Here is a 23,115-nt window from a genome sequence, read left to right as displayed (position 1 = left end):
CCTCATCGGACAACACGACTTCGACAGCACGAGGACCTCGAGACACGAAAACAGGCTACAGACTTAAGCCTGCGATTTCAGGCGCATCACACTAGGGGCTGTTGTTCGGATCACGCCGCGGACGCGGCACCGACGGCATACGGTCGATTCCCCGCGACCTGATCCGAACGACAGCCCTCAGCGCCTGGCCAGCACGGAGTGCCGGTAGGAGTAGCCGAAGTAGATCACCAGTCCGAGCGCCAGCCACACGGCGAAGCGGGCCCAGGTCTGCCACTGCAGGAACGTGATCAGCCAGAGGGAGAAGACGACGCCCGCCGCCGGCACGAACGGCATCCAGGGCGTCCGGAAGGTGCGCGGCAGGTCCGGCTGCCGGTACCGCAGCACGATCACCGCCGCGCACACCACCACGAACGCCAGCAGGATGCCGATGTTGGTCAGCTCGGCCGCCTCGCCGATCGGCAGGAACCCGGCGATGGCGGCCGAGGCGAACCCCACGATCCAGGTGACCCGGGTCGGCACGTGCCGCCTCGGGTGCGTCTTGGCGAACCAGGCGGGCAGCAGCCCGTCGCGCGACATGGCGAACCACACCCGGGTCACCCCGAGCATGAACGTGAACATCACGGTGAGGATGCCGATGATGGCGCCCACCGCGATCACGTTGGCGAGCCCGTCCAGCCCCACCGACTGGAACGCCGTCGAGAAGCCGCTCTCCTTGTCGATCTCCGTGTAGTTCTGCATGCCCGTCAGCACCAGGCACGCCGCCACGTACAGCACCATGGAGATCGCCAGCGAGTACAGGATCGCCTTCGGCATGTGCCGCTGCGCGTCCTTGGACTCCTCGGCCGCCGTGGACATGGCGTCGTAGCCGAAGACCGCGAAGAACACGGTGGCCGCGCCGGTGAACGCCCCGCCGATCCCGTAGGGGAAGAACGGGTTGTAGTTCGCCGTGTCGATGTGGAAGACGCCGACCCCGATCACCAGCAGCACGACCAGCACCTTCAGCACGACCACCACCGTCTCGAAGCGGGCCGCGTTCTTGATGCCGAGGTTCAGCAGGTACGCGATCAGCAGGCACAGCAGCGCGGCGAACAGGTCGACGCGGTGCCCGTCGCCGGTGCCCGGCGCGCCCAGCATCCAGGCGGGCAGATCGGCACCCAACTCGTTGATCAGGAAACTGAAGTAGCCGGAGATGCCGATCGCCACCACGGCCACGATCGCCGTGTACTCCAGCAGCAGGTCCCAGCCGATGAACCAGCCCGCGAGCTCCCCGAGCACCGCGTAACCGTACGTGTACGCCGAGCCCGCCTTCGGGATCAGCCCCGCGAACTCGGCGTACGACAGCGCGGCCGCGGCACTCGCCACGCCCGCGACGAGGAAGGAGATCAGCACCGCGGGCCCCGCCGTGCCGTTGGCCACCGTCCCGGCGAGCGTGAAGATGCCCGCCCCGATGATGCCGCCGACCCCGATGGCGGTGAGCTGCCACAGACCGAGCGACCGGTCCAGCCGCGTCCCCTCCCCGACTTCCGTCTCCTCGATGTGCTCGATGGGTTTGCGGCGGAGAACACCCTCACCCATACGGAGCCCGGCCATGCGCCTCACCTCTTCACGATCGGCAACGGCTGACGGCGGCTCATGATGGCCCAGCGGGCGGCCGGGAGGAAGGCACCACGCACACCACGCACCCGAGCGAGCCCATCCAGGGGTGAGGCGGCTAGGGGCTGTCGTTCGGATCAGGTCGCGGGGAATCGACTGTGTGTCGTCGGCCCCGCGTCCGCGGCGTGATCCGAACGACAGCCCCTAGGGCACCACCGTCACCGGCCAGCGCCCCGCCTTCACCAGGCGGACCGCGACGGAGCCGACGAAACGGTGGCCCGCCTGCTCGGAGGCGCCCACCACGACCGCGTCCGCCTTCAGTTCGCCCGCCGCCCGCACCAGGCCCGTGTAGGGGTCGCCGCGGAACGTGTGGAACTCCCAGCGCACGTCGAATATCCCCTTCACCCGCTCGGCGGCGTCCCGGATCTGCGCGATGAGGTCCTCGGCGATCTCGTCGGTGGTCTCGGCGACGGGCGCCCCGAAGGCCGCCCCCGCCGCCAGCACCGGCTGCACGTACACGACGGCCAGCAGAGCCCGCTGACGCCGGGCCAGACCGCCGGCGTAGGCCGCCGCGCGGAGGGAGGAGTCGGAGCCGTCCACGCCGACCACGATGACCTTCGGCCCGTCCGTGCCCCGCTCGAACTGCCGGGAGTGCTGTTCCGTCACGTCCGTGAGGCTATCGGAGCCGTCCGCTCCGCCCGCCGCACGGGCGGGCGGACGGGGGACGGGCGGCGCCCGGCCCCGTCCCCTCCGGCGGGGCCGGGCGCCGCCCGTGCGGGCAGCCCCGGGGCGCCGGGGCGCTGCCCGGCCTTCCGGGTGCCCCGTTCGCCGGATCATGTACCTCGCACCACGCCCTTCCGGGCCCGCGCGGCGTCCCCCGAACGCACCACCGCCGGCCCCAACGGCGCTGCCGTACGGGTGGATTCGTACCGCCGCTCCGGTGCCGCACTGGTGCGTCGGCCTTCCACCGGGCGACGGATGAGTCATGCACAAGGATCACTTGCTCACGCGGCGCCGCGCGTTGATCGCCGGTGCCGTCGCTGCGGGGGCGGCCGGTACGGCCGGGGTGTTCGCGGTGGGCGGCGCGGGGCAGGAGCCTGCCCGGCCGCTCGCCCCCGCGGCCGGCGCCCTGGTGCGCCGCCCCCAGGCCGCCTCCGCCTACCGCCTCCAGCCCTTCACCGGACACGCCCCGCCGCGCGCGGCACCCGGCCGGACCCCGGTCCGGCGCGAACCGCTGCTGAGCGTCTCCGGACGCGGCCGCACCATGGTGCTGACCTTCGACGACGGACCCGACCCCGCCTACACCCCGGACATCCTGGACACGCTGGCGGAGTACGACGTCCGCGCCATGTTCTTCGTGTGCGGCGAACGGGCCGCCGAGAACAAGGACCTCCTGGCCCGGATGGCCGACGAGGGCCACGTCGTCGGCAACCACACCTGGTCCCACCCCCTGCTCACCCAACTCCGCCGCAGCCGCATCCGGTCCGAGATGGAACGCACCTGCGACGTCATCGAGGAGGCGTACGGGGACCGCCCCGAGTGGTTCCGCGCGCCCTACGGGGCCTGGAACCGCGCCGCGTTCCAGCTCGGCGCCGAACTCGGCATGGAGCCGCTGGCCTGGACGGTCGACACCCTCGACTGGACCACGCCCGGCACCCGCACCATCGTCGACCGGGTCGAGGACGGCGCCGCCCCCGGTGTCGTGGTGCTCTCGCACGACGCCGGGGGCGACCGTTCCCAGAGTGTCCGGGCCCTGCGCCGCTACCTGCCGCAGCTGCTGGACTCCGGTTACCGCCTCACCGTCCCGAGGCGGCAGTACCTGTGATGCCGCGCGCCCGCCGGCCGGGGTCCGCTCAGCGGACCTCGACCAGGCGGGCGAACACGACGACGTTCCCGTCGTATCCGGTCTGCTCCGAGAAACCGCCCCCGCAGGTGATGACCCGCAGTTCCGGCGCGCCCTTGGAGCTGTACACCCGGTCGCCGGGGAAGTTGTTCTTTTCGAAGACCTCGACGCCGTAGATGTCGAACACGGCCGTCTTGCCGTCCTTGCGGGCGACTTCGACGAGGCTCCCCTTCTTCAGGGCGCCCAGACCGTAGAACACGGCGGGCCCCAGCTGGTTGTCGACGTGACCGACGACGACCGCCGTGCCCTTCTCGCCGGGAGAGACGGCGCCGGTGAACCAGCCGGCCAGGTTGGGGTCCTCCGCGGGTGGCGCGGCGACCCAGCCGTCCGGATCCAGACCCACCGGGATGACCGGCGCGTCCACTTGGATCGCCGGGATCCGGACCCGGTCCGGGACGGCGTGCGGCAGCGGGCGCACGGCCGAGACGAACGTCGGCTCGGACACCCGGCTGTCCGCGGCGGCGGCGCCCGCGGGCTGCGGCGGTCCCACGTCGAACTCCCCCGATCCATTGCGCAGGAGCGCCAGGCCGGTGAGCAGAACCAGCGCTATCACGCCCCACGGAGCGCGCTTCTTCGGCCGCGCCTCCTCTTCGGCGTCGGCCAGATCGGACGCAGACATTCGCCATCCCCTCTCGACGCGGCCGTCGCCGCGTCATTCGCGCATAGCAGAACGCTAAGTGCGGTGCGCGTGACCGGCGACGGGGCGAGGGCGAACGGGTGTCGCCTTCCTTTATTGGTGAGCCATCCGAGTTGCCGTCATCAGGAAATTTCCCACGGTCCTTGACCTGCGGCGATATCCCCTCCTGTGGTGATCGCGCGGTGCGTCTGCTCACCAGGACGGACCATCGCCGACATGCGGCCCCGAGCAGGGCAACTGAGGGTCTTCACCGGGAGGCGCTTTCTCGCCGATCGACCGGGGACGGGTCCCGGGGCGTCTTCCGCGGAGGATCTCATGCGTAACTCTCGTGCCCTGGTGGCCGCCGGCGCGGCGGTCGCCGTCTTCGGACTCGCCGCCCCCGCGGCCGTGGCGTGGGACGGCGTCCCCGGCGCCAACTCCGGCAGCGGAGACGGCCCCGGCCTCGCCCAGAACAACAACGGCGGCTTCGGCGGAAACGGCGACGACGGCCGTTTCGGTGGCGGCGGGGGCGGTAACGGCGGCTTCGGCGGCGACGACGGTTTTGCCGGGAACGGGTTCCACGGCAATGGCGGATTCGGCGGAAACGGTGGATTCAACGGATTCGGTGGAAACGGGGGATTCGGCGGAAACGGCGGATTCGGTGGTAACGGTGGATTCGGCGGAAACGGCGGCGACAGGGACGGGGACGGGCGCGGCAACGCCGGCGGGAACGGCGGCCGGAACGACGACAACGACAACAACGGCGGTAATGGAGGCAATGGCGGCAACAGGGGTAACGGCGGATTCGGCGGCAACGGCGGGGACAACGGCCGCGGCAACGGGAACGGCGGCGGCAACGGGAACGGCGGAAACGGCGGCGGCAACGGGAACAACGACGCCGGCGGGAACGGCCACGGCAATGCCGGTGGGAACGGCGGCGGGAACGGCAACGGCGGGAACGGGAACGGGAACGGCGGCAACGGCGGGAACGCCGGCGGCAACGGCCACGGCAATGCCGGTGGGAACGGCGGCGGGAACGGCAACGGCGGCGGCAACGGCGGCGGCAACGGGAACGCGGGCGGCAACGGCAACCACGCCGGCGGGCCGAGCAACATCGTCGCCCTGCCCAACGTCATCGCCCGCGGCGGCCGGCTGACCATCACGGTCGACGGCTGCCGGCAGGGCGGCACCGCCAACTCCAACGCCTTCCAGGCCACCCGGCTGACGCAGCTCAACCGCGCCGGCGACACGGCCCAGGGCACGGTCACCATCCACGACGACGCCCGCCCGGGCACGTACGACATCACCGTCAACTGCTCCGGCAGGACGCTGACCCGCCCGGCGGCCTTCACCGTCCTCGGCGGCGTGCGCGGCGGCCTCGGCGGCAGCAGCACCACCGGGGCGACCCCGACGGACATGGCGATCGGCGGCGGTCTGGTGGCCGCGGCGGCCGTCGGCGGCGGAGTGTTCTGGATGCGGCGCCGCGCCGAGAAGCGGATCTGAACGGTCCGGCCCTCGCCGGCCGAGGGCCGGACCGCTCTTCCCCTCTCCTGCCCGCCTCAGCCCCCGGCGTGCGGGAAGAGGTGCAGGAACGGGTCCGCCGTCGCGGCGATGCCGCGGCTGTAGGGCGCGTCGAAGTCCCAGATCAGGAAGAGCAGGAACGCGATCAGCGCGGAGAACAGCCCGGCGAGGATCAGTTCGCGCGCCGTACGCCGGATCTGCAGCGCGAAGAGCATGCCGACGGTGACGACGGCCCCCACGATCAGCCCGAACCACACGACCCCCGGCATGGTCGGTTCGGTCGACTCCGCCCGGGCGTTGCGCGCCTGGTCGGCGGCGGTCACCTGGTCCAGGAGCGGCTGGTAGGCCTGGGCCTCGAAGTCCGTCCTCGGCTGGTAGTCGGTCACGTCCCGCCGGACCCGGCCCAGCAGTTCGGTGCCGCGCTCGGTGACGTGGCCCTCGTCGGCCATGGTCCGCCACTCGGTGGTGACGACGTGTCCGACATAGGCATTGACATCGTCACGAATGCGGTCACGCACGTCGGCCGGGTAGACCCGTACCCGCTCCGAGATCTCGTGCAGCGCCACGGCCTCCGCCTGCACGTGGTCCTGGGCCGCGCTGCGCGCCTCCCAGACACCGGCGATGGCCAGGCCCAGCACGATCGCGTACAGGACGCCGATCCACATGGTGATGTACTCGATGACGTCCGGGGTCTCGCTGGGGTCCTCGTCGTCGGACGCCGTGCGGTGCCGGACGAGGGTGATGACGACCACCACGGCGCAGGCGGCCAGCATCGCGAGGGTGAGAACAAGCCATTCCGGCAAGAGGTGCCTCCTGGGCGTCGGTGATCAGCGCGGGCGCAGCGCGGCGGCGGCGACCACCGCGGGCGTGGTGATGAGCAGGACGAAGACGAGCGGTGACGGCGCGCTGCCGGACGGCCGTCGTGGCCGCGTGGCGCGGTACGGCGGATAGTGCACGGGCGCGGCGGACGGACGCGGTGCCGGTGAGGCCGACGGCTCGGGCGCGGGGGCCGGCGGCGGTGCCGGTACGGGCACGGGCAGCGGCCGGGGCGCGGGCGCCGCCGGGCGCGGGGCCGGTGGCGGCGGTGACGACGGTCGCGGTTTCTCCGTGGGCTCCGGCTCGGGAGGCGGGGGCGGCGGCTTCGACGGGGGAGGGGGCGTCGGCCGGGGAGACGGAGGGGGCGGCGTCGGACTCGGCGTCGGCGTGGGGCTCGGCGGCGTGGGGCTGGGCGTCGGGGTGGGGCTGGGCGTCGGCGTTCGGCACACCGGGGGCACCGGCCAGGTGAGGCGTCCGGCGACCGCCACCGCCTCCGTGCCGCCCGGCCCGGTCGAGGCGTAGGCGCAGGCGTCGGCCACCGCGGCGCCGGCCGGCGCGCCGACGAGCGCCCACGTCAGCGCCAGCACCGCCAACGCCCTTACGCCACGGCCGGATTGGGTCGGTAGGGGTCCATGCACGACGAGGATCATGGGCCCTGCCGCGCCGGGGCGCGCCGCAGTCCGCGGGTGATTGCCTCGAAGGAGGGACAACCGGACGCGGGCGTTTCGATCACCGGTCGCCGGCCCGGGCCGCGGGCGTACGCGTGTGCGGAGGGAACGGGCCGCGCGCGGGATCGGGGAAGAAAAACCCCGGCCGGTTGAACACAACCCCCGCCGCCGTGCGTACCCCATGTCGTGCGGCGGCGCAGCAGGGCGCTGCAACACCCTTTTGATCATGGGGAGTTGACGATGAAGACCTCCTGGCGGAGCGCCTCACTCGTGGCGAGCGCCGCGGCGGTGCTGGCGCTGACGACGGCCTGCGGTCAGAACACGGCGCCCCCGGCGAGCAGCCAGAACGTGGGTGCCACGGCCGCGCCGGGGGACTACGGCTCCATCGGCAGCGGGGCCGCCGGCGCCGCGGGCGGCCAGCAGGGTGCCGCGAGCCAGTCCAGTGCGGTGCCCTCCGCGGGCAAGCTGGGCGTCTCCACCAACGCCGAGATCGGCAAGGTGGTGACCGACACCCTGGGCCTGACCCTCTACCGCTTCGACCAGGACACCGCGGAACCGCCCAAGTCGAACTGCGACGGCGACTGCGCCAAGACCTGGCCGCCGGTGCCGGCGGACGACGCCACGGCCGGCGAGGGCATCGACAAGGCGCTGCTCGGGTCGGTCACCCGCGCCGACGGCACCGAGCAGCTGACCATCGGCGGCTGGCCGGCGTACCGCTACGCCAAGGACGTCAACGCCGGCGACGTCAAGGGCCAGGGCGTGGGCGGCAAGTGGTACGCGCTCGCCCCGGACGGCAAGAAGGCGCAGGGCGGGGCCGAGGAGCTGCCCGGTCTGTCCACCCGCAACGATCCCGAGCTCGGCGAGATCGTCGTCGACGGCAAGGGCATGACCGTCTACCGGTTCATGAAGGACGAGGCCTGGCCGAAGCCGGTCTCCGCGTGCACCGGCGCCTGCCTGGAGAAGTGGCCGGTGGTGTCGCCCGTCGACTTCGCGGACACCAAGGGCATCCAGAAGAAGGGGTACATGACCTTCACCCGGCCCGACGGCGCCGAGCAGCAGACGATCAACTGCTGGCCCATGTACACCTTCGCCGGGGACGAGGCCCCCGGCGACACCAACGGTCAGGGCGTCGGCGGCACCTGGTACGCCGTGCGGCCCGACGGAAAGCCGGTCGGCGCGCCGGACAAGGAGTAGGAAAACCTCCCCAGGGTGTTCGTCTCCCGTCCACCCGGCGCCGCCGGCCACCGTCCGCCCCTCCGCTCCCCCGCGGAGGGGCGGACCCGTGTGCGGGGACGTGCGTCCGGCGGCGCACCGGGGGGTATCAACTGGGCACGTGCCGCAGGCAGTGACCGGGAACGGATGGTCAATTTCCGTTTCTGCTCGCTCCATTGGCGGGCGATCAGTAGCCTCTGCTCGAACACCGGATCGCCTACGTCTTGGAGAACCAGATGGAGCGCCCCGCCTGGGCACCACGGAGCATCGACATCTCGGTGCCGAGCGTTTCCCGGATGTACGACTACTACCTGGGCGGTTCGCACAACTTCGACGTCGACCGGGAAGCGGCCCGCAAGGCAATGGAGTTCATGCCGGGACTGCCCAAGATCATGCAGGCGAACCGGGCGTTCATGCGCCGCGCGGTGCGCTTCGCCGCCGGGCAGGGCATCACGCAGTTCCTGGACGTCGGCTCCGGCATCCCGACCTTCGGCAACGTGCACGAGGTCGCCCGGACGGCCAGCCCCGGCGCGCACGTCGTCTACGTCGACCACGACCCGGTGGCCGTCGCCCACAGCCAGGCCGTCCTCGACGGCGACGACACCGTGGACGTCGTCGCCGCGGACCTCCGCAAGCCGCAGGACATCCTCGGCAGCCCCCAGGTGGAACGGCTGATCGACCTGAATCGGCCGGTGGCCCTCCTGCTCGTTGCCATACTGCACTTCGTGGAAGACGCGGACGACCCGTACGGGGCGGTGGCCGAGCTCGGCGCGGCGCTCGCGCCCGGCAGCCTGCTCGTCCTCACCCACGCCTCGTACGAGGGAATCCCGCTGCCCGCGGAGCGGACCGATGGTGTGGTGGACGTATACAAGGATATTCGCAGCCCGCTGATCATGCGGTCGCGCGAGGAGATCGCGCGGTTCTTCGAGGGGTACGACATGGTGGAACCCGGACTGGTGCCGATGCCGCACTGGCGGCCCGACACCGCACCGGAGGACGAGGACCCGTATGCCTTCTCCGGGTTCGCGGGCGTGGGGCGTACGGCGTGACGGCGGAACCGGACGGGCCGGAGGACAGACTGCGCCGGTTCGCGACGATCTGGAGCCGGGCCGTCTTCCCCGTCACCTCGACCTCGTCGACCCGGCCGGAGTTCGAGGCGCAGCTGCTGCCGCTGGCCCGGCGGCTGAGCCGGGCGCTGCGGGCCCGGGCCTTCGACGCCGACGAGGGCAGGGCCGTCGGCGCCGCCCTGGTGGCCGCGCACTGCACCGACCCCGAGGCGCTCAGCCGGAGCCTGGACTGCGTCGACGCGTACCTCGTGCTCTACTGCGGCGAGGACGGCGACCGCGAGGACCTGCGGGCGCGCAGCGCGCGGCTCCAGCACGCCATGGCCGCCGGCTACGCGCAGGCGCTGCGCGAGCGGACGCTCGCCGAGCAGGAGTCCATCGCGCAGGCCGCGCTGCTCGCGCAGGGCGTGGTGGCGCAGGCGCTGCACGCCAGCGAGGCCCGCTTCCGCGCGGTCTTCGAGGGCGCCGCCATAGGCATCGGCATCGCCGACCTCGACGGCAACATCCTCCAGGTCAACGGCGCGCTGCTGCGCATGTTCGGCGTGTCCGACCCCACCCTGCGCGGCCGCAACGTCCGGGAGTGGACCCACCCCGACGACGCGCCGCACACCTGGCGGCTGTACGACGAACTCGTCCAGGGCGAGCGCGAGCACTACCACGTGGAGAAGGCGTTCTACCGCCCTGACGGAACGGTCCTGTGGACCAACCTGACGGTCTCCCTGCTGCGCGACGCCCAGGGCGACCCGCAGTACCAGCTCGCCCTCATGGAGGACACCACCGAGCGGCGGCTGCTCAACCTGCGGCTGCGCTACGAGGCCACGCACGACGCGCTCACCGGCCTGCCCAACCGCACGTTCTTCTTCGAGCGCCTGGAGAAGGCCCTGGGCGCCGGCGAGGGGCAGCGCTTCGGCCTGTGCTACCTCGACCTCGACGGCTTCAAGACCGTCAACGACAGCCTCGGGCACGCGGCCGGCGACCGGCTGCTCGTGGAGGTCGCCGACCGGCTCCAGTCGTGCGCGACCGCGCCCGGCGAGATGGTCGCCCGGCTCGGCGGCGACGAGTTCGTCGCGCTGACCACCGGCCCCGACACCCAGCGCACGGTCGACGAGCTCGCCGGCCGCATCATGAACGCGCTGCTCGCCCCGATCAGCGTCGACGGCCGGGAGCTGACCGTGCGCGGCTCCATCGGCATCGTCGAGGGCCCGGCCGGGGAGCGCAGCCCGGCGGAGGTGCTGCGCAGCGCCGACATCACCATGTACCGGGCCAAGTCGGCGGGCGGGAACCGGTTCGAGCTCGCCGACCCGGAGGCCGACGCCCGCGTCATCACCCGGCACGGCCTGACCACCGCGCTGCCCACCGCCCTGGAGCGCGGCGAGTTCTTCATCGAGTACCAGCCGCTGGTGCACCTCGGCGACGGCAGCGTGCGCGGCGCGGAGGCCCTGGTGCGCTGGCTGCACCCGCAGCACGGCGTGCTCGGGCCGGACCGGTTCATCCCGCTCGCCGAGCACACCGGACTGATCGTTCCGCTCGGCCGCTGGGTGCTGGAGGAGTCGGTGCGCCAGGCCCGCGAGTGGCGGGAGCTGCACGGCGGCGCCGAGGCGCTGGGCCCGCTGCGCATCAACGTCAACCTCTCGCCCTGCCAGCTCACCCACCCCGGCCTGGTCCAGGACACCGTCGACATCCTGGAGCGCGCGGGCGTCGAACCCGCCGCGCTGTGCCTGGAGGTCACCGAGTCGGCGCTGATCGGCGCGGACGACGACCTGCTCAAGCCGCTGCGCCGGCTGGCGGAGATGGGCGTGGACATCGCCCTGGACGACTTCGGCACCGGCTACTCCAACCTCGCCAACCTGCGCCGGCTGCCGGTGAGCATCCTCAAGCTGGACCGGTCCTTCACCCAGAGCATGCAGCAGTTCCCGGCGGATCCCGTCGACCTCAAGATCGTCGAGGGGATCGTCTCACTCGCCCACAGCCTCGACCTCGCGGTGACCGTGGAGGGCGTGGAGACGGGCGCGCAGGCCGAACAGCTCCGCATACTCGGCTGCGACACGGCGCAGGGCTGGTACTACGCCCGCCCCGGCCCGCCGGAGCGGCTGCACGAGCTGGCCCTGGTGGACGCGACCGGCTAGGCGGGCCGTCCGGGGACGGCCGGCGGCCGGAGCTCCCGGACGGCGGTGTGCCGCGGCCCGTGGAACGTGCCGCGGCCCCCGGGCCGGGAGCGGGGCGCCGCCCCGCGCACGCCCGGTGCGCCGGCACCCGCGTCCCGCGGGCGGAGCTCACCGTTCCAGCAGCATCCGCTGCAGCTCCCGCGCCGCCCGCGGCGGTGCCACGTCCGTGCGGTGGGCCAGGGCGATCGTGCGGTGCAGGCCGGGGCGGGCCAGCGGGGTGACGCGCAGGCCGCGGCCGGAGCGGGCGGCGACCATCCGGGGGACGACAGCGACGCCCAGACCGGCCCGGACGAAGCCGAGCACCGCGTCCATCTCGCCGCCCTCCACCGCGAAGTCCGGCTCGAATCCCTCCGCGCGGCACGCGGCCACGGTCAGTTCGCGCAGGTCGTAGCCGTGCCGGAACATCACCAGGCGCTCGCCCTCCAGGTCGGCGATCCGCACGGTGCGCCGCCCCCCGCCCGGGCGGGGGGCGTCCGGCGACGAGACCACGACCAGGTCCTCGCGCAGCAGCTCCACCGTGGTCAGCGCGGGAGAGGGCGTGGGCAGCGGCAGCACGACGAGCGCGAGGTCGAGGGCGCCGCGCGCCAGCTCCCGCACCAGGTCGTGCGAGCCGCCCTCCTCGATCAGCAGCCGGATGCCGGGGTAGCGGTCGTGGAAGGCGCGCAGGACGTCCGGCAGCAGGCCCGTGCACAGGCTCGGGGTCGCGCCCAGCCGGACCCGGCCGCGCCGCAGCTGCACCAGCTCCTGCACCTCGTGCCGGGCGGTGTCCGCGTCGGCGAGGATGCGCCGGGCCAGCGGGAGCAGCGCCTCCCCGGCGTCCGTCAGCGAGATGTTGCCGCGCGCCCGCAGGAACAGGTCCGCGCCGAGCTCCCGCTCCAGGGCCTTGATCTGCTGGGACAGCGACGGCTGGGCGACGTGGACGAGGTCGGCGGCCCGGGTGAAGTGCCGGGTCTCGGCGACGGCCACGAAGTACTGGAGCTGCTGGAACTGCATCCAGCCATGATAGGCACTCCCTATCGAATCAAGGCGGACCATGTCTTGGACCGATGGGGCCGTCCGGCCCTAGCGTCTTGACCATGGCTCTGGCAACCCGGACGGACCGACGGCCGTCCTTCGCACGCACCGTGTGGAACTCGACCGTCGGCAAGAAGACGGTGATGGCGGTCAGCGGCCTGATCATGCTGCTGTACCTGGTCGTCCACATGATCGGCAACCTGAAGATCTTCTTCGGGGCCGGCGAGTTCAACCACTACGCGCACTGGCTGCGCACCGTCGGCGAGCCCTTCATGCACTACGAGTGGACGCTGTGGCTGGTCCGGGTGGTGCTCGTCGTCGCCGTGGTCGCGCACGCCGTCTCCGCGTACCAGCTCAGCCGCCGCGACCTCAGGGCGCGGCCCAGCAAGTACGTGCACAAGAAGCCGCGGGCGAGCTACGCGACGCGCACCATGCGCTGGGGCGGGATCATCCTCGGCCTGTTCATCGTCTGGCACATCCTGGACCTGACCACCGGCACCGTGCACTCCGGCGGCTTCCAGTCCGGCCGCCCCTACGAGAACGTCGTCGACACCTTCTCCACCTGGTACGGCAACGTCCTCTACATCGTCGCGATGCTCGCCCTGGGCCTGCACGTCCGGCACGGCTTCTGGAGCGCCGCCCAGACCCTCGGCGTCGGCAGCCGGAGGCGCGACCGCGCCCTGAAGACCGTCGCCAACGTCCTCGCGCTGCTGCTCACGGCCGGCTTCGTCGCCGTGCCCGTGGCCGTCATGACCGGAGTGGTGAGCTGACATGACCGCTGAATACGCCGCCTACACGACCGGCGACCCCGTCGTCGACACCAAGGCACCGGCCGGTCCGATCAACGAGCGCTGGGACAAGCGCCGGTTCGAGGCCAAACTGGTCAACCCGGCCAACCGCCGCAAGCACACCGTCATCGTCGTCGGCACCGGGCTCGCGGGCGGCTCCGCGGGCGCCACCCTCGCCGAACAGGGCTACAAGGTCATCCAGTTCTGCTACCAGGACTCCCCGCGCCGCGCCCACTCCATCGCCGCGCAGGGCGGCATCAACGCGGCGAAGAACTACCGCAACGACGGCGACTCCGTGCACCGCCTCTTCTACGACACCGTCAAGGGCGGCGACTTCCGGGCGCGCGAGTCCAACGTGCACCGGCTCGCGCAGATCTCCGTGGAGATCATCGACCAGTGCGTCGCGCAGGGCGTGCCCTTCGCCCGCGAGTACGGCGGCCTGCTCGACACCCGCTCCTTCGGCGGCGTCCAGGTGTCCCGGACCTTCTACGCCCGCGGCCAGACGGGCCAGCAGCTGCTGCTCGGCGCCTACCAGGCGCTGTCCCGGCAGATCGCGGCCGGCAACATCGAGCTGCACCCGCGCACCGAGATGCTCGACCTGATCGTCGTCGACGGCCGGGCCCGCGGCATCGTCGCCCGGGACCTGATCACGGGCAGGATCTCCACGTACTTCGCGGACGCCGTCGTCCTCGCCTCCGGCGGCTACGGCAACGTCTTCTACCTGTCGACGAACGCGATGAACTCCAACGCGACCGCGGTCTGGCGGGCGCACCGGCGCGGCGCGTACTTCGCCAACCCCTGCTTCACGCAGATCCACCCCACCTGCATCCCGCGCACCGGCGACCACCAGTCGAAGCTGACGCTGATGAGCGAGTCGCTGCGCAACGACGGCCGGATCTGGGTGCCGAAGGCCAAGGGCGACACCCGCCCGCCGAACGAGATCCCCGAGGACGAGCGCGACTACTACCTGGAGCGCATCTACCCGTCCTTCGGCAACCTGGTGCCCCGCGACATCGCCTCCCGCGCCGCGAAGAACGTCTGCGACGAGGGCCGCGGCGTCGGCCCCGGCGGGCAGGGCGTGTACCTCGACTTCGCGGACGCGATCCGGCGGATGGGCCGCGAGGCCGTCGAAGCCAAGTACGGCAACCTCTTCGACATGTACCAGCGGATCACCGACGAGGGCCCGTACCGGGTGCCGATGAGGATCTACCCCGCCGTGCACTACACGATGGGCGGCCTGTGGGTCGACTACGACCTCCAGACCACCGTCCCCGGCCTCTTCGCGATCGGCGAGGCCAACTTCTCCGACCACGGCGCCAACCGGCTCGGCGCCTCCGCGCTGATGCAGGGCCTGGCGGACGGCTACTTCGTCCTGCCGGCCACCATCAACGACTACCTCGCCCGCAACCCCCACAAGGACCGGGTCACCGCCGACCACCCGGTGGTGCAGGAGGTGCTGGCCGAGACCGAGGACCGGCTCAACCTGCTGCTGTCCGTCGACGGCGACCGCACCCCGGACTCCTTCCACCGCGAACTCGGCGAGCTCATGTGGGAGTTCTGCGGCATGGCCCGCACCGACGCCGGCCTGCGCAAGGCGCTGGAACGCATCCCGCAGATCCGCGAGGAGTTCTGGCGCCGGATCAAGGTCCCCGGCACCGGCGAGGAGTTCAACCAGTCGCTGGAGAAGGCCAACCGCATCGTCGACTACCTGGAGCTCGCCGAGCTGATGTGCCTCGACGCGCTGCACCGCACGGAGTCCTGCGGCGGCCACTTCCGCGAGGAGTCCCAGACCCCGGACGGCGAGGCCGCCCGCAAGGACGAGGAGTTCGCCTACGCCGCCGCCTGGGAGTTCACCGGCACCGGCGAGGCGCCCGTCCTGCACAAGGAAGACCTGGTCTTCGAGTACGTCCACCCCACCCAGCGGAGCTACGCATGAAGCTCACCCTGCGCGTCTGGCGGCAGAAGAACGCCGACGCCGACGGCACGATGTCCACGTACGAGGTGGACGGCATCTCGCCCGACATGTCGTTCCTGGAGATGCTCGACACCCTCAACGAGGAGCTCATCCTCAAGGGCGAGGACCCGGTCGCCTTCGACCACGACTGCCGCGAGGGCATCTGCGGCGCCTGCTCGCTGGTCATCAACGGCGACGCCCACGGGCCCGAGCGCACCACCACCTGCCAGCTGCACATGCGGTCCTTCCGGGACGGCGACACCATCGACGTCGAACCGTGGCGGGCCGCCGCCTTCCCGGTGATCAAGGACCTGGTCGTGGACCGGTCGGCCTTCGACCGGATCATCCAGGCCGGCGGCTACATCACCGCGCCGACCGGCGCCGCGCCCGAGGCGCACGCCACACCGGTGCCCAAGCCGGACGCCGACTTCGCCTTCGAGCACGCCGAGTGCATCGGCTGCGGGGCGTGCGTCGCGGCCTGCCCCAACGGCGCGGCGATGCTGTTCACCTCCGCGAAGGTCAACCACCTCAACGTCCTGCCGCAGGGCGCGCCCGAGCGCGAGACGCGGGTGCTGGACATGGTGGCGCAGATGGACGAGGAGGGCTTCGGCGGCTGCACGCTGGCCGGCGAGTGCGCGACCGCCTGCCCGAAGGGCATCCCACTGGTGTCGATCACGGGCATGAACAAGGAGTGGCTGCGGGCCACCCGCAAGGCCGCCAAGCGGTAGCGCCGTCCCGGGGCGCGGATGCGCTGCGGCTCCTCGCGCAGCCCCCGCGCCCCGGCGCACGGCGCGGCACGGACGTTCGCCGGGAAGGTGCGGACGGGCGGGACCGGGCGTGGTGCTCATCCCCGGTCCCGCCAGGCACTCTCCGGCGGCGGCGGAGGCGGTCCCTCGGTAGGGTGCGCGCATGATCTTCGGACGCAAGGGGAGGGAGCGGTTCCGCGACGCCGTCACGGCGTTCGAGACCGCTGTGCGCGAGCGGGACGGCGACCGCTCCCAGCGGGCGCTGCGGGACCTGTACCGGCACTTCGACGGGGCCGGGCAGCACGAGGCCGCCGAGGCCGGGCCGCGCCTGGCGGCGCTGCTGCCCGAGCTGCCGCCCGGACCGCGCGGGGTGGTCGCCGTGGCGGCCGGCGCCTGCGTGGAGCGCGGCGCGGACGCCGGGGCGTGCGCGCCGTACGTCTTCGACGGGCTCGCCGGGACGCTGGCCGCCGCCGGGGAGTTCTGCGCGCGGTGGGCGGTGACCGGGGGAGGGGAGTTCCCCGAACCGGAGCCCGGTGACCCCGCGCCCGACGTCGTCGACCGGGTGGGACCGGACGCGGCCGTCGGCTGGTGGACGCTGCCGCAGTGGGAGATGGCGTCCGTCGCCCTGCTCAACCACCCCCGGGTGTGCACCTCCCTCGGCGGGGACCGGCGCGCCCGTCTGCTGGAAGCGCTGGCGGCGGTGCGGGAGGCGTCCGGCCACGACTTCAAGTGCCTCGCCTACGCCCTCCTGGTGCTCGACGACGAGCCGCTGGTCGTGCTGCACCGCCCCACCGGCACCGGATACGCCCTGCGGATGAGCGGCATCGGCGACAACTTCCAGCTGCACACCCTGCTCGCCGACGCGCTCGTCGGCGGCGGCCACGTACCCGGCCGGGCCCCGTCCGCGCAGGAGGTGGCCGTCTGCCGCGACGCGCCGGGCCAGGTGCCGACCACCGGGTCCTTCAACCTGGTCGCCCCGGACGGCGCGTGGGTGTGGAACGAGGGCACCCCGGCGGACATCCCGGTCGTCGACGGCGTCCGCCTGCTCGTCCTCGACCCGCCGCCGTACGCACGCGGCTGGCCCGCCGGCCGGTTCTTCCCCGGCATGACCGGGGACCTGCGCCTGGAGCGCCCGCTCGACGCGCGGGAGGCGGAGCACCTGCTCGCCCGGTGCGCGCCGGCGGCCTGACACCCCGCGCGCGCCGTTCAACAACCCCACATCCGCTCTCCCGGCCCCGGTCACGCGCCGGTCAGCCCGCCTCGGAAGAACTGGGGCGGGCAGGCCGTACCGCTCGGGTCTGCCGCGCACCGCCGACCCGGCCCGCGACCAGGAGAAGCCATGACCGGCGCACTGACCGTCGACCGTCCCCCCACGCCCTCCGCACCCACCCGCTACACCGTCGGCCTCGCCCGGGACGAGGAGGACGTACGGGCCGCGCAGAGGCTGCGCCACGACGTCTTCGCCGGGGAGATGGGCGCCCTGCTGACCACCCCGCAGCCGGGGTACGACATCGACGCCTTCGACGCGTACTGCGACCACCTGCTGGTGCGCGAGGAGGTGTCCGGGCAGGTCGTCGGCACCTACCGGCTGCTGCCGCCGGAGCGCGCCGCCGTCGCCGGGCGGCTGTACGCGCAGGGCGAGTTCGACCTCGGCGCGCTCGACGCGATCCGGCCGGGCCTGGTCGAGGTCGGCCGGTCCTGCGTGCACCCCGACCACCGCGACGGCGCCGTCATCGGGCTGGTCTGGGCCGGCCTGGCCCGCTACATGGCCGACCGCGGCCACGAGTGGCTGGCCGGCTGCTGCTCCCTGCCGCTCGCCGACGGCGGCGCCCTCGCCTCCGCGGCCTGGGAGCGGGTCCGCACCCGGCACCTGGCCCCCGAGGAGTACCGCGTGCGGCCGCTGCTGCCCTGGACGCCCGGGGAGCCCGGCACCGGACGCACCGACCTGCCGCCCCTGCTGCGCGGCTACCTGCGGCTGGGCGCCTGGGTCTGCGGGGAACCCGCGCACGACCCGGACTTCGGCGTCGCGGACCTGTACGTGCTGCTGTCGATGCGCCGGATCGACCCGCGCTACCTGCGGCACTTCCTGTCCCTGGTGCCGGCCTGATGGGCACGGCCGGCACCGGCGCGCCCGGCCCCGCCGCGGCGCACGCGCACCCGGCGGCGGGCAGCGCCTGGCTGCCCGCCGCGCCCTGCAGCCCGGCCGCGTGCCTGGAGCCGCCGGGCGCGACGGCCACCGCCGTCCCCCGCGCGGTGCTGCGGCTCGCGGCGGTCGCCCTGCTCGTGCTGGCCGGGGCCGCGCTGGTCCCCCTCGGCAGGCACCTTCCCGCCGGGCCGGTCGCGCGGTGGTGCCGGTGGATCGTGCGGGCGGCCGGGGTGCGGGTCCGCGTCACCGGCGCCGCCGCCCCCGCGGGCGGCCTGCTGCTCGTCGCCCACCACGTCTCCTGGCTGGACGTCCCGCTGCTGGCCGCCGTACGGCCGGCCCGGATGCTCGCCAAGGCCGAGGTCCGCCGGTGGCCGGTCGCCGGCCCGCTCGCCGCGCGCGGCGGCACGCTGTTCATCGACCGGGACCGGCTGCGCGCCCTGCCGGAGACGGTGGCCCGCCTCGCCGGGGCGCTGCGCGCCGGGCGGGCGGTCGCGGTCTTCCCGGAGGGCAGCACCTGGTGCGGGCGCGCGCAGGGCCCCTTCCGGCCGGCCGTCTTCCAGGCCGCCCTCGACGCGGGCGCGCCCGTCCAGCCCGTCCGCATCCGGTACCTCGGCGCCGACGGCACCGCCCGCACGGCCCCCGCCTTCGTCGGCGAGGACACCCTGCTCGCCTCCCTGTGGCGGGTGGCGTCGGCCCGCGGGCTGGTGGCCGAGGTCGAGGTCCGCGCCCCGATCCCGGCCGGCCGCCACCCCGACCGCCGCGCGCTGGCCCGGGCCGCCGAGCACGCCGCGCTGCCGTGGCCGCACCAGCCCCGTGTCCCCGCCCCACACGGCCGGGACCGCCCCCTGCCCTCCGCGGCGGGCCACCGCCTCCGCCCGGGGGAGGAGCCGGCACCGCCGGGCCGTGTCCCCGGCCGCCTCCCGGCCGGCCGCCCGCGGCAGGCCGCCCGTGTCCCGGTCCGGCGGCGGACGCCGGGCGGGCTCCCGGCGTAGGCACGGGTCGTCCGGACGCGCCCCGGCCGGGCCCCGGGGAGAGGGCACCCATCTCCCCGTCCGGCCGGTCCGGCACGACCCGGGCCCGGGGCAGGGCACGGCGTCGCTCTCCGCGCGGGCGCCCCCGTCGGCCTGCCTGCCCCCGGAGACCGCCCCGCGGCCGCGCCGGGCTACGGCGCCTTCGTCCCGTCCCTCCCCGGTCCCGGGCCCGCCACAGCGGCTCGGCTACCGTCCCCCGGCGTCCGCCCGGGACATCTCCCGGGCCAGATACGGCGCCGTCGCGCTCCCCTCCGCCCGCGCGGCCTGGGCAGCGGTCCCCGCCGCCACGATCCGCCCGCCCGCGTCGCCGCCGCCCGGCCCCAGGTCGATCACCCAGTCCGCGCCGGCCGCGACGGACAGGTCGTGCTCGACGACGACCACCGTGTTCCCGGCGTCGACGAGACCGTGCGACTGGCGCATCAGGACCCCGACGTCGGCCGGGTGGAGGCCGGTGGTCGGCTCGTCGAGGAGGCAGAGGGTGTGGCCGCGGCGGGCCGGCTGCAGCTCGCTCGCCCGCTTCACGCTGCGCCTCCCCGCCGGACAGCTCGGTCGCCCCGGGGGCTTTTCCTCCGGATCATTTCGCCGACCAGATGAAGATGGCGGCGAGGTGCAGTCCGGCGAGGCAGGTGGTGGCCGTCTTGTCGTACCGAGTGGCCGGGCCGGGCCACTGCTCGAAATCAGGTGCCGTCGGCGGTCCACTTCCGCAGCCGGTCGTGGGCGCCCTTCCAGGAACCGAAGTGCTCGGGCAGGTCCACCGACGGCGTGCCGGTGCGGTACTCGAACGCGATCGTGTCGATCACCTGCCGGTGATCGACGCCACCGCCCTCCCCGCTTCGGTGTCCGGTCCGGCAGCAACGGCTCGATCCTCGCCCGCTGGGCGTCAGCCGATGACACACCGGACCAACGATCGGATGATCCGAAGGGAACAGCCTAGGCCGTGAAGATCCGCGCGAGCCGCCGGTAGGAGTCGAGCAGGGCCGCGCGGTCGTACGTGCTGGTGGTGACCAGCACCTCCTGGGCGCCCGTCTCCTTGAGCACCGTCTCCAGTTCGTGCGCCACCCGCTCCTCGGTGCCGGCGAGGTGCCCGGTGAGCCCGGACTCGTACAGGCCGCGCTCCTTGGCGGTCATCGTCCGGGACTCCACGCGCCCGGCCGGTTCCAGCGGCGGGAAGGTCCCGTGCGTGCGGGAGTACGCCATCGACCAGGCCTCCGGGACCAGCAGCCGCCGGGCGTCCTCGTCGGTGGCGGCCACCGCGACCGTGCCCGAGACCACGACGTACGGCTCGCTCGCCCAGGGGGAGGGCCGGAAGTGGGCGCGGTAGTGGTCGATGCCCCGGCGCATCCGCTCCCGGTCGCGCAGGTCGCCGATGACCATCGGCAGGCCCGCGCGGGCCGCGATCGCCGCGCCCTCGCCCATGGCCAGGACGAACGGCGGCACGGTCAGCCCCTCGGCGGGACGCGCCCGCACCCCCGTGGGCGAGGTGCCCCGGAACCAGCCGAGCAGCTCCTGGAGCTGCCCGGCGAAGTCCTCGGCGTCGCCCTTGTCCCGCCCGAGCGCCCGGCGCACGCCGTCGGTGAAGCCGACCGACCGGCCCAGCCCCATGTCGATCCGCCCGGGGAAGAGGGACTCCAGCACCCCGAACTGCTCGGCGACCACCAGCGGCCGGTGGTTGGGCAGCATCACCCCGCCGGTGCCGACCCGGATCGTGCGGGTCGCGGCGGCCACGGCGGCGGCCAGCACGGTCGGCGCGGATCCGGCGACGCCGGGCACGCCGTGGTGCTCCGACACCCAGAACCGGTGGTAGCCGAGCGGCTCCAGGTCCTGTGCCAGCCGGACCGTGTCGCGCAGCGCCTCGGCGTTCGTACGGCCCTCGCGGGTGCGGGAGCGGTCGAGGACGGAGAAGCGGGTCGCGGCGATCACGGAGCTCATGAAGGGTTCAACACCGCGGGGCGCGCGGGATTCCCCGGGGCCCGGTCCGGGGCGAGCGGCCGGGGTCCGCCGCCGGTCAGTGCGCGGTCGCCGCCGCCGGCTGCGCGGCGTGCTCGTGGTCGCAGGCGTCGTCGATGCCGTGCGTGGCCCAGGCCGGGAACGGGTCGGCCGCCGGGAGGTCCTCGCCGGGCCGCATCAGGCAGCCGGCCAGCGCGGCGCGCACGGCGTCCGCGTCCAGGCCCGTCCCGATGAACACCAGCTCCTGGGCGTGCGGCGCCTCGGGGTCGCGGGCGCCGGACGGCTCGAAGCGGGCGACCGCCCCGGCCTGCGACCACAGCCCCGTCACCCGCGGGCGGGACGCCAGCGTGAAGAAGCCCTTCGAGCGCAGGACCCGCCCGTACGCCCCGCCGTCGAGCTCCCCGGTGACGAAGGCCCACAGCCGGCCCGGGTGGAAGAGCCCGCCGGAGCGGAAGACGGTGGAGGAGATGCCGTACTCCTCCGTCTCCGGGACGTGCTCGCCGTTCAGCTCCCGCACCCAGCCCGGCGCCTGCTGCGCGCGCTCCAGGTCGAACAGGCGGGTGCCGAGCACGTGGTGGAGGTCCACCCGGCCGTGCACGGCGGGGACGATCCGGGCGACGGGGTTGAGGCGGGTCAGCGCCGCCCGCAGCCGGGCCGCCTGCTCCGCGCCGACGAGGTCGAGCTTGTTCAGCACCAGCACGTCGGCGAACTCGATCTGGTCGACGAGCAGGTCGCTGACGGTCCGCTCATCGTCCTCGAACGGGGCCAGGCCCCGCTTGGCGAGGTCATCGCCGCTCTCCAGCTCGGTCAGGAAGTTCGCGGCGTCCACGACCGTGACCATGGTGTCCAGGAGCGCGACGTCCGCGAGGGTGGCGCCGTCGTCGCGGGCGAAGGCGAAGGTGGCGGCCACCGGCAGGGGTTCGGAGATGCCGGAGCTCTCGATGAGCAGGTGGTCGAACCGGCCCTCGCGGGCGAGCCGGTCGACCTCCTGGAGCAGGTCGTCGCGCAGGGTGCAGCAGATGCAGCCGTTGGTCATCTCGACCAGGCGTTCCTCGGTGCGCGACAGCGCGGCCCCGCCGCCGCGCACCAGCGCGGCGTCGATGTTGACCTCGCTCATGTCGTTGACGACGACCGCGACCCGCAGGCCGTCGCGGTTCGACAGCACGTGGTTGAGCAGCGTGGTCTTGCCCGCCCCGAGGAAGCCGGACAGCACGGTGACGGGCAGTCGGCCGGTGCGCACCGCCTCAGCCCTCCGGGCGCAGCAGCCCGCGCTCGTACGCCTTGACCAGGTGCTGCGGGACGAGGTGGCGCACGCCGTCGACGGTGACCGGCACCAGCGCCGGCGTGGCCGCCTTCCACCGGGCGCGGCGGTGGCGGGTGTTGCTGCGGGACATCTTGCGCTTGGGGACGGCCATGGTGGTTCCTCCTCGGTCGGACGGCACCGAGGACGCTATATGAAAATGGTTCCCATGAGCAATTCGGTCCCGGTCCGGGGTTCAGCGGCGGGCGCGGGTCCGCCCGCCGCGCGGCGGGCGGATGAACTGCAGCTCCAGCGCGGCGGGCGGCCGGGCGACGCCGGGGCCGCCGGCGGCCGCCCACTGGGCGACCTCGCGCGTGCAGTCCTCGTCCGCCGCGAAGCCGATCCAGGCGGCCCGCCCGCCGGCCCGCCGCCCGGCCGAGGAGGGCATGACGACGAGCACGTTGGCCTGGTCGCACGGACCGAGGCAGTCGGTCGTACGGATCCGGAAGCCGTGCTCGGCCGCGGCGGCGCGCAGGTGCTCCACCTGTCCTTCGTGGTCCGTGCCGGGGTGCTTGCGGGCGTTGCCGCAGCAGCAGCCCCGGCAGACGACGACCGTGCAGGGGAGGTCTCGGGCGGCGCCGAACGTGATCGTGCGAGGGGACATGACAGCAGCATGAGGGGTGCGGCGCCG

Annotated in this window: 22 protein-coding genes and 2 pseudogenes; 11 read left to right on the top strand and 13 right to left on the bottom strand. The window is 73.7% G+C overall.

Annotated features, from left to right (window positions below; translation table 11 throughout):
- Window positions 1–177 precede the first annotated feature (177 nt).
- Window positions 178–1,590 (bottom strand): amino acid permease, encoded by a 1,413-nt coding sequence (locus tag ACIF8T_RS24370; RefSeq protein WP_400038213.1) that lies wholly within the window; start codon window positions 1,588–1,590, stop codon window positions 178–180.
- A 207-nt stretch (window positions 1,591–1,797) separates the two neighbouring features.
- Window positions 1,798–2,259 (bottom strand): universal stress protein, encoded by a 462-nt coding sequence (locus ACIF8T_RS24365; protein WP_400038212.1) that lies wholly within the window; start codon window positions 2,257–2,259, stop codon window positions 1,798–1,800.
- A 319-nt stretch (window positions 2,260–2,578) separates the two neighbouring features.
- Between ACIF8T_RS24365 and ACIF8T_RS24360 the strand changes: the two genes are divergently transcribed.
- Window positions 2,579–3,418 (top strand): polysaccharide deacetylase family protein, encoded by an 840-nt coding sequence (locus tag ACIF8T_RS24360; RefSeq protein WP_400038211.1) that lies wholly within the window; start codon window positions 2,579–2,581, stop codon window positions 3,416–3,418.
- A 28-nt stretch (window positions 3,419–3,446) separates the two neighbouring features.
- Here the strand turns inward: ACIF8T_RS24360 and ACIF8T_RS24355 are convergent, their stop codons facing one another.
- Both ACIF8T_RS24355 and ACIF8T_RS24350 read right to left on the bottom strand, forming a co-directional pair.
- Window positions 3,447–4,115, bottom strand: a complete 669-nt coding sequence (locus tag ACIF8T_RS24355; protein WP_400038210.1) for a class F sortase — start codon at window positions 4,113–4,115, stop codon at window positions 3,447–3,449.
- 210 nt (window positions 4,116–4,325) lie between these two features.
- A complete protein-coding gene (locus ACIF8T_RS24350) occupies window positions 4,326–5,120 on the bottom strand; it encodes a hypothetical protein (RefSeq protein WP_400038209.1) in 795 nt (264 codons plus the stop codon).
- Between the two features lie 10 nt (window positions 5,121–5,130).
- Between ACIF8T_RS24350 and ACIF8T_RS24345 the strand changes: the two are divergent.
- Window positions 5,131–5,615: pseudogene (locus ACIF8T_RS24345) on the top strand (hypothetical protein).
- A 56-nt stretch (window positions 5,616–5,671) separates the two neighbouring features.
- Here ACIF8T_RS24345 and ACIF8T_RS24340 read toward each other — a convergent pair.
- Together ACIF8T_RS24340 and ACIF8T_RS24335 are read right to left on the bottom strand one after the other, a co-directional pair.
- The gene (locus ACIF8T_RS24340) at window positions 5,672–6,436 is read right to left on the bottom strand and encodes a hypothetical protein (RefSeq protein ID WP_400038208.1); all 765 of its coding nucleotides are present in this window, start codon (window positions 6,434–6,436) and stop codon (window positions 5,672–5,674) included.
- 24 nt (window positions 6,437–6,460) lie between these two features.
- Window positions 6,461–6,589 (bottom strand): hypothetical protein, encoded by a 129-nt coding sequence (locus ACIF8T_RS24335; protein ID WP_400038207.1) that lies wholly within the window; start codon window positions 6,587–6,589, stop codon window positions 6,461–6,463.
- 768 nt (window positions 6,590–7,357) lie between these two features.
- Here ACIF8T_RS24335 and ACIF8T_RS24330 point away from each other — a divergent pair.
- The 3 genes from ACIF8T_RS24330 (at window position 7,358) to ACIF8T_RS24320 (ending at window position 11,519) form a co-directional block, all read left to right on the top strand.
- Window positions 7,358–8,311 carry an SCO0930 family lipoprotein gene (locus ACIF8T_RS24330; RefSeq protein WP_400038217.1) on the top strand — a complete coding sequence of 318 codons (954 nt, stop codon included), beginning with the start codon at window positions 7,358–7,360 and terminating at the stop codon, window positions 8,309–8,311.
- A gap of 254 nt (window positions 8,312–8,565) precedes the next feature.
- A complete protein-coding gene (locus tag ACIF8T_RS24325) occupies window positions 8,566–9,378 on the top strand; it encodes an SAM-dependent methyltransferase (protein ID WP_400038206.1) in 813 nt (270 codons plus the stop codon).
- The gene (locus tag ACIF8T_RS24320) at window positions 9,375–11,519 is read left to right on the top strand and encodes a putative bifunctional diguanylate cyclase/phosphodiesterase (RefSeq protein ID WP_400038205.1); all 2,145 of its coding nucleotides are present in this window, start codon (window positions 9,375–9,377) and stop codon (window positions 11,517–11,519) included. The genes ACIF8T_RS24325 and ACIF8T_RS24320 overlap by 4 nt, the downstream gene beginning before the upstream one ends.
- 147 nt (window positions 11,520–11,666) lie before the next feature.
- On the opposite strand, the gene ACIF8T_RS24315 is transcribed toward ACIF8T_RS24320, so the two are convergent.
- Window positions 11,667–12,551, bottom strand: a complete 885-nt coding sequence (locus ACIF8T_RS24315) for a LysR family transcriptional regulator (RefSeq protein ID WP_400038204.1) — start codon at window positions 12,549–12,551, stop codon at window positions 11,667–11,669.
- 83 nt (window positions 12,552–12,634) lie between these two features.
- Here ACIF8T_RS24315 and ACIF8T_RS24310 point away from each other — a divergent pair, with 83 nt between their 5' ends.
- The 6 genes from ACIF8T_RS24310 (at window position 12,635) to ACIF8T_RS24285 (ending at window position 19,198) form a co-directional block, all read left to right on the top strand.
- Window positions 12,635–13,342 (top strand): succinate dehydrogenase, encoded by a 708-nt coding sequence (locus ACIF8T_RS24310; RefSeq protein ID WP_400038203.1) that lies wholly within the window; start codon window positions 12,635–12,637, stop codon window positions 13,340–13,342.
- A gap of 1 nt (window position 13,343) precedes the next feature.
- Window positions 13,344–15,296, top strand: coding sequence for a fumarate reductase/succinate dehydrogenase flavoprotein subunit (locus ACIF8T_RS24305; protein ID WP_400038202.1), 1,953 nt, complete (start codon window positions 13,344–13,346; stop codon window positions 15,294–15,296).
- Entirely contained in the window at window positions 15,293–16,042 is a 750-nt protein-coding gene (locus tag ACIF8T_RS24300; RefSeq protein ID WP_400038201.1) for a succinate dehydrogenase/fumarate reductase iron-sulfur subunit, read from the top strand. The genes ACIF8T_RS24305 and ACIF8T_RS24300 overlap by 4 nt, the downstream gene beginning before the upstream one ends.
- A gap of 181 nt (window positions 16,043–16,223) precedes the next feature.
- Window positions 16,224–17,249, top strand: coding sequence for a hypothetical protein (locus ACIF8T_RS24295; protein WP_400038200.1), 1,026 nt, complete (start codon window positions 16,224–16,226; stop codon window positions 17,247–17,249).
- 150 nt (window positions 17,250–17,399) lie between these two features.
- On the top strand, window positions 17,400–18,167 hold the full coding sequence (locus ACIF8T_RS24290) for a GNAT family N-acetyltransferase (protein ID WP_400038199.1): 768 nt from the start codon (window positions 17,400–17,402) through the stop codon (window positions 18,165–18,167).
- Window positions 18,167–19,198, top strand: coding sequence for a lysophospholipid acyltransferase family protein (locus ACIF8T_RS24285; protein WP_400038198.1), 1,032 nt, complete (start codon window positions 18,167–18,169; stop codon window positions 19,196–19,198). Before ACIF8T_RS24290 ends, ACIF8T_RS24285 begins: the two co-directional genes overlap by 1 nt.
- A 225-nt stretch (window positions 19,199–19,423) precedes the next feature.
- Here the strand turns inward: ACIF8T_RS24285 and ACIF8T_RS24280 are convergent.
- The 6 genes and pseudogenes from ACIF8T_RS24280 to ACIF8T_RS24255 all read right to left on the bottom strand — a co-directional run.
- Window positions 19,424–19,790, bottom strand: a pseudogene (locus ACIF8T_RS24280) (ABC transporter); the annotation flags it as partial.
- Between the two features lie 124 nt (window positions 19,791–19,914).
- Entirely contained in the window at window positions 19,915–20,133 is a 219-nt protein-coding gene (locus ACIF8T_RS24275; protein ID WP_400038197.1) for a transposase, read from the bottom strand.
- Between the two features lie 34 nt (window positions 20,134–20,167).
- The gene (locus tag ACIF8T_RS24270; protein ID WP_400038196.1) at window positions 20,168–21,166 is read right to left on the bottom strand and encodes an LLM class flavin-dependent oxidoreductase; all 999 of its coding nucleotides are present in this window, start codon (window positions 21,164–21,166) and stop codon (window positions 20,168–20,170) included.
- 76 nt (window positions 21,167–21,242) lie between these two features.
- Window positions 21,243–22,424: a GTP-binding protein gene (locus ACIF8T_RS24265; RefSeq protein WP_400038195.1), complete on the bottom strand. Its 1,182-nt coding sequence runs from the start codon at window positions 22,422–22,424 to the stop codon at window positions 21,243–21,245.
- A 4-nt stretch (window positions 22,425–22,428) separates the two neighbouring features.
- Window positions 22,429–22,599: a 50S ribosomal protein L32 gene (gene rpmF / locus ACIF8T_RS24260; RefSeq protein ID WP_400038194.1), complete on the bottom strand. Its 171-nt coding sequence runs from the start codon at window positions 22,597–22,599 to the stop codon at window positions 22,429–22,431.
- A gap of 81 nt (window positions 22,600–22,680) precedes the next feature.
- Window positions 22,681–23,088, bottom strand: coding sequence for a (2Fe-2S) ferredoxin domain-containing protein (locus ACIF8T_RS24255; protein WP_400038193.1), 408 nt, complete (start codon window positions 23,086–23,088; stop codon window positions 22,681–22,683).
- Window positions 23,089–23,115: the final 27 nt, after the last annotated feature.

Source organism: Streptomyces sp. NPDC085946, from assembly GCF_044540485.1.
Lineage (GTDB): Bacteria > Actinomycetota > Actinomycetes > Streptomycetales > Streptomycetaceae > Streptomyces.
This window is presented reverse-complemented; position numbering and strand designations above follow the sequence as displayed.

What these genes read in the sequence shown, in the direction of transcription:
- ACIF8T_RS24295 (WP_400038200.1), top strand. Translation starts at nt 16,224, where the DNA reads ATGATCTTCGGACGCAAGGGGAGGGAGCGGTTCCGCGACGCCGTCACG.
- rpmF (WP_400038194.1), bottom strand. Translation starts at nt 22,599, where the DNA reads ATGGCCGTCCCCAAGCGCAAGATGTCCCGCAGCAACACCCGCCACCGC.
- ACIF8T_RS24270 (WP_400038196.1), bottom strand. Translation starts at nt 21,166, where the DNA reads ATGAGCTCCGTGATCGCCGCGACCCGCTTCTCCGTCCTCGACCGCTCC.
- ACIF8T_RS24360 (WP_400038211.1), top strand. Translation starts at nt 2,579, where the DNA reads ATGCACAAGGATCACTTGCTCACGCGGCGCCGCGCGTTGATCGCCGGT.
- ACIF8T_RS24355 (WP_400038210.1), bottom strand. Translation starts at nt 4,115, where the DNA reads ATGTCTGCGTCCGATCTGGCCGACGCCGAAGAGGAGGCGCGGCCGAAG.
- ACIF8T_RS24330 (WP_400038217.1), top strand. Translation starts at nt 7,358, where the DNA reads ATGAAGACCTCCTGGCGGAGCGCCTCACTCGTGGCGAGCGCCGCGGCG.
- ACIF8T_RS24300 (WP_400038201.1), top strand. Translation starts at nt 15,293, where the DNA reads ATGAAGCTCACCCTGCGCGTCTGGCGGCAGAAGAACGCCGACGCCGAC.
- ACIF8T_RS24310 (WP_400038203.1), top strand. Translation starts at nt 12,635, where the DNA reads ATGGCTCTGGCAACCCGGACGGACCGACGGCCGTCCTTCGCACGCACC.
- ACIF8T_RS24255 (WP_400038193.1), bottom strand. Translation starts at nt 23,088, where the DNA reads ATGTCCCCTCGCACGATCACGTTCGGCGCCGCCCGAGACCTCCCCTGC.
- ACIF8T_RS24285 (WP_400038198.1), top strand. Translation starts at nt 18,167, where the DNA reads ATGGGCACGGCCGGCACCGGCGCGCCCGGCCCCGCCGCGGCGCACGCG.
- ACIF8T_RS24325 (WP_400038206.1), top strand. Translation starts at nt 8,566, where the DNA reads ATGGAGCGCCCCGCCTGGGCACCACGGAGCATCGACATCTCGGTGCCG.
- ACIF8T_RS24370 (WP_400038213.1), bottom strand. Translation starts at nt 1,590, where the DNA reads ATGGCCGGGCTCCGTATGGGTGAGGGTGTTCTCCGCCGCAAACCCATC.
- ACIF8T_RS24290 (WP_400038199.1), top strand. Translation starts at nt 17,400, where the DNA reads ATGACCGGCGCACTGACCGTCGACCGTCCCCCCACGCCCTCCGCACCC.
- ACIF8T_RS24305 (WP_400038202.1), top strand. Translation starts at nt 13,344, where the DNA reads ATGACCGCTGAATACGCCGCCTACACGACCGGCGACCCCGTCGTCGAC.
- ACIF8T_RS24315 (WP_400038204.1), bottom strand. Translation starts at nt 12,551, where the DNA reads ATGCAGTTCCAGCAGCTCCAGTACTTCGTGGCCGTCGCCGAGACCCGG.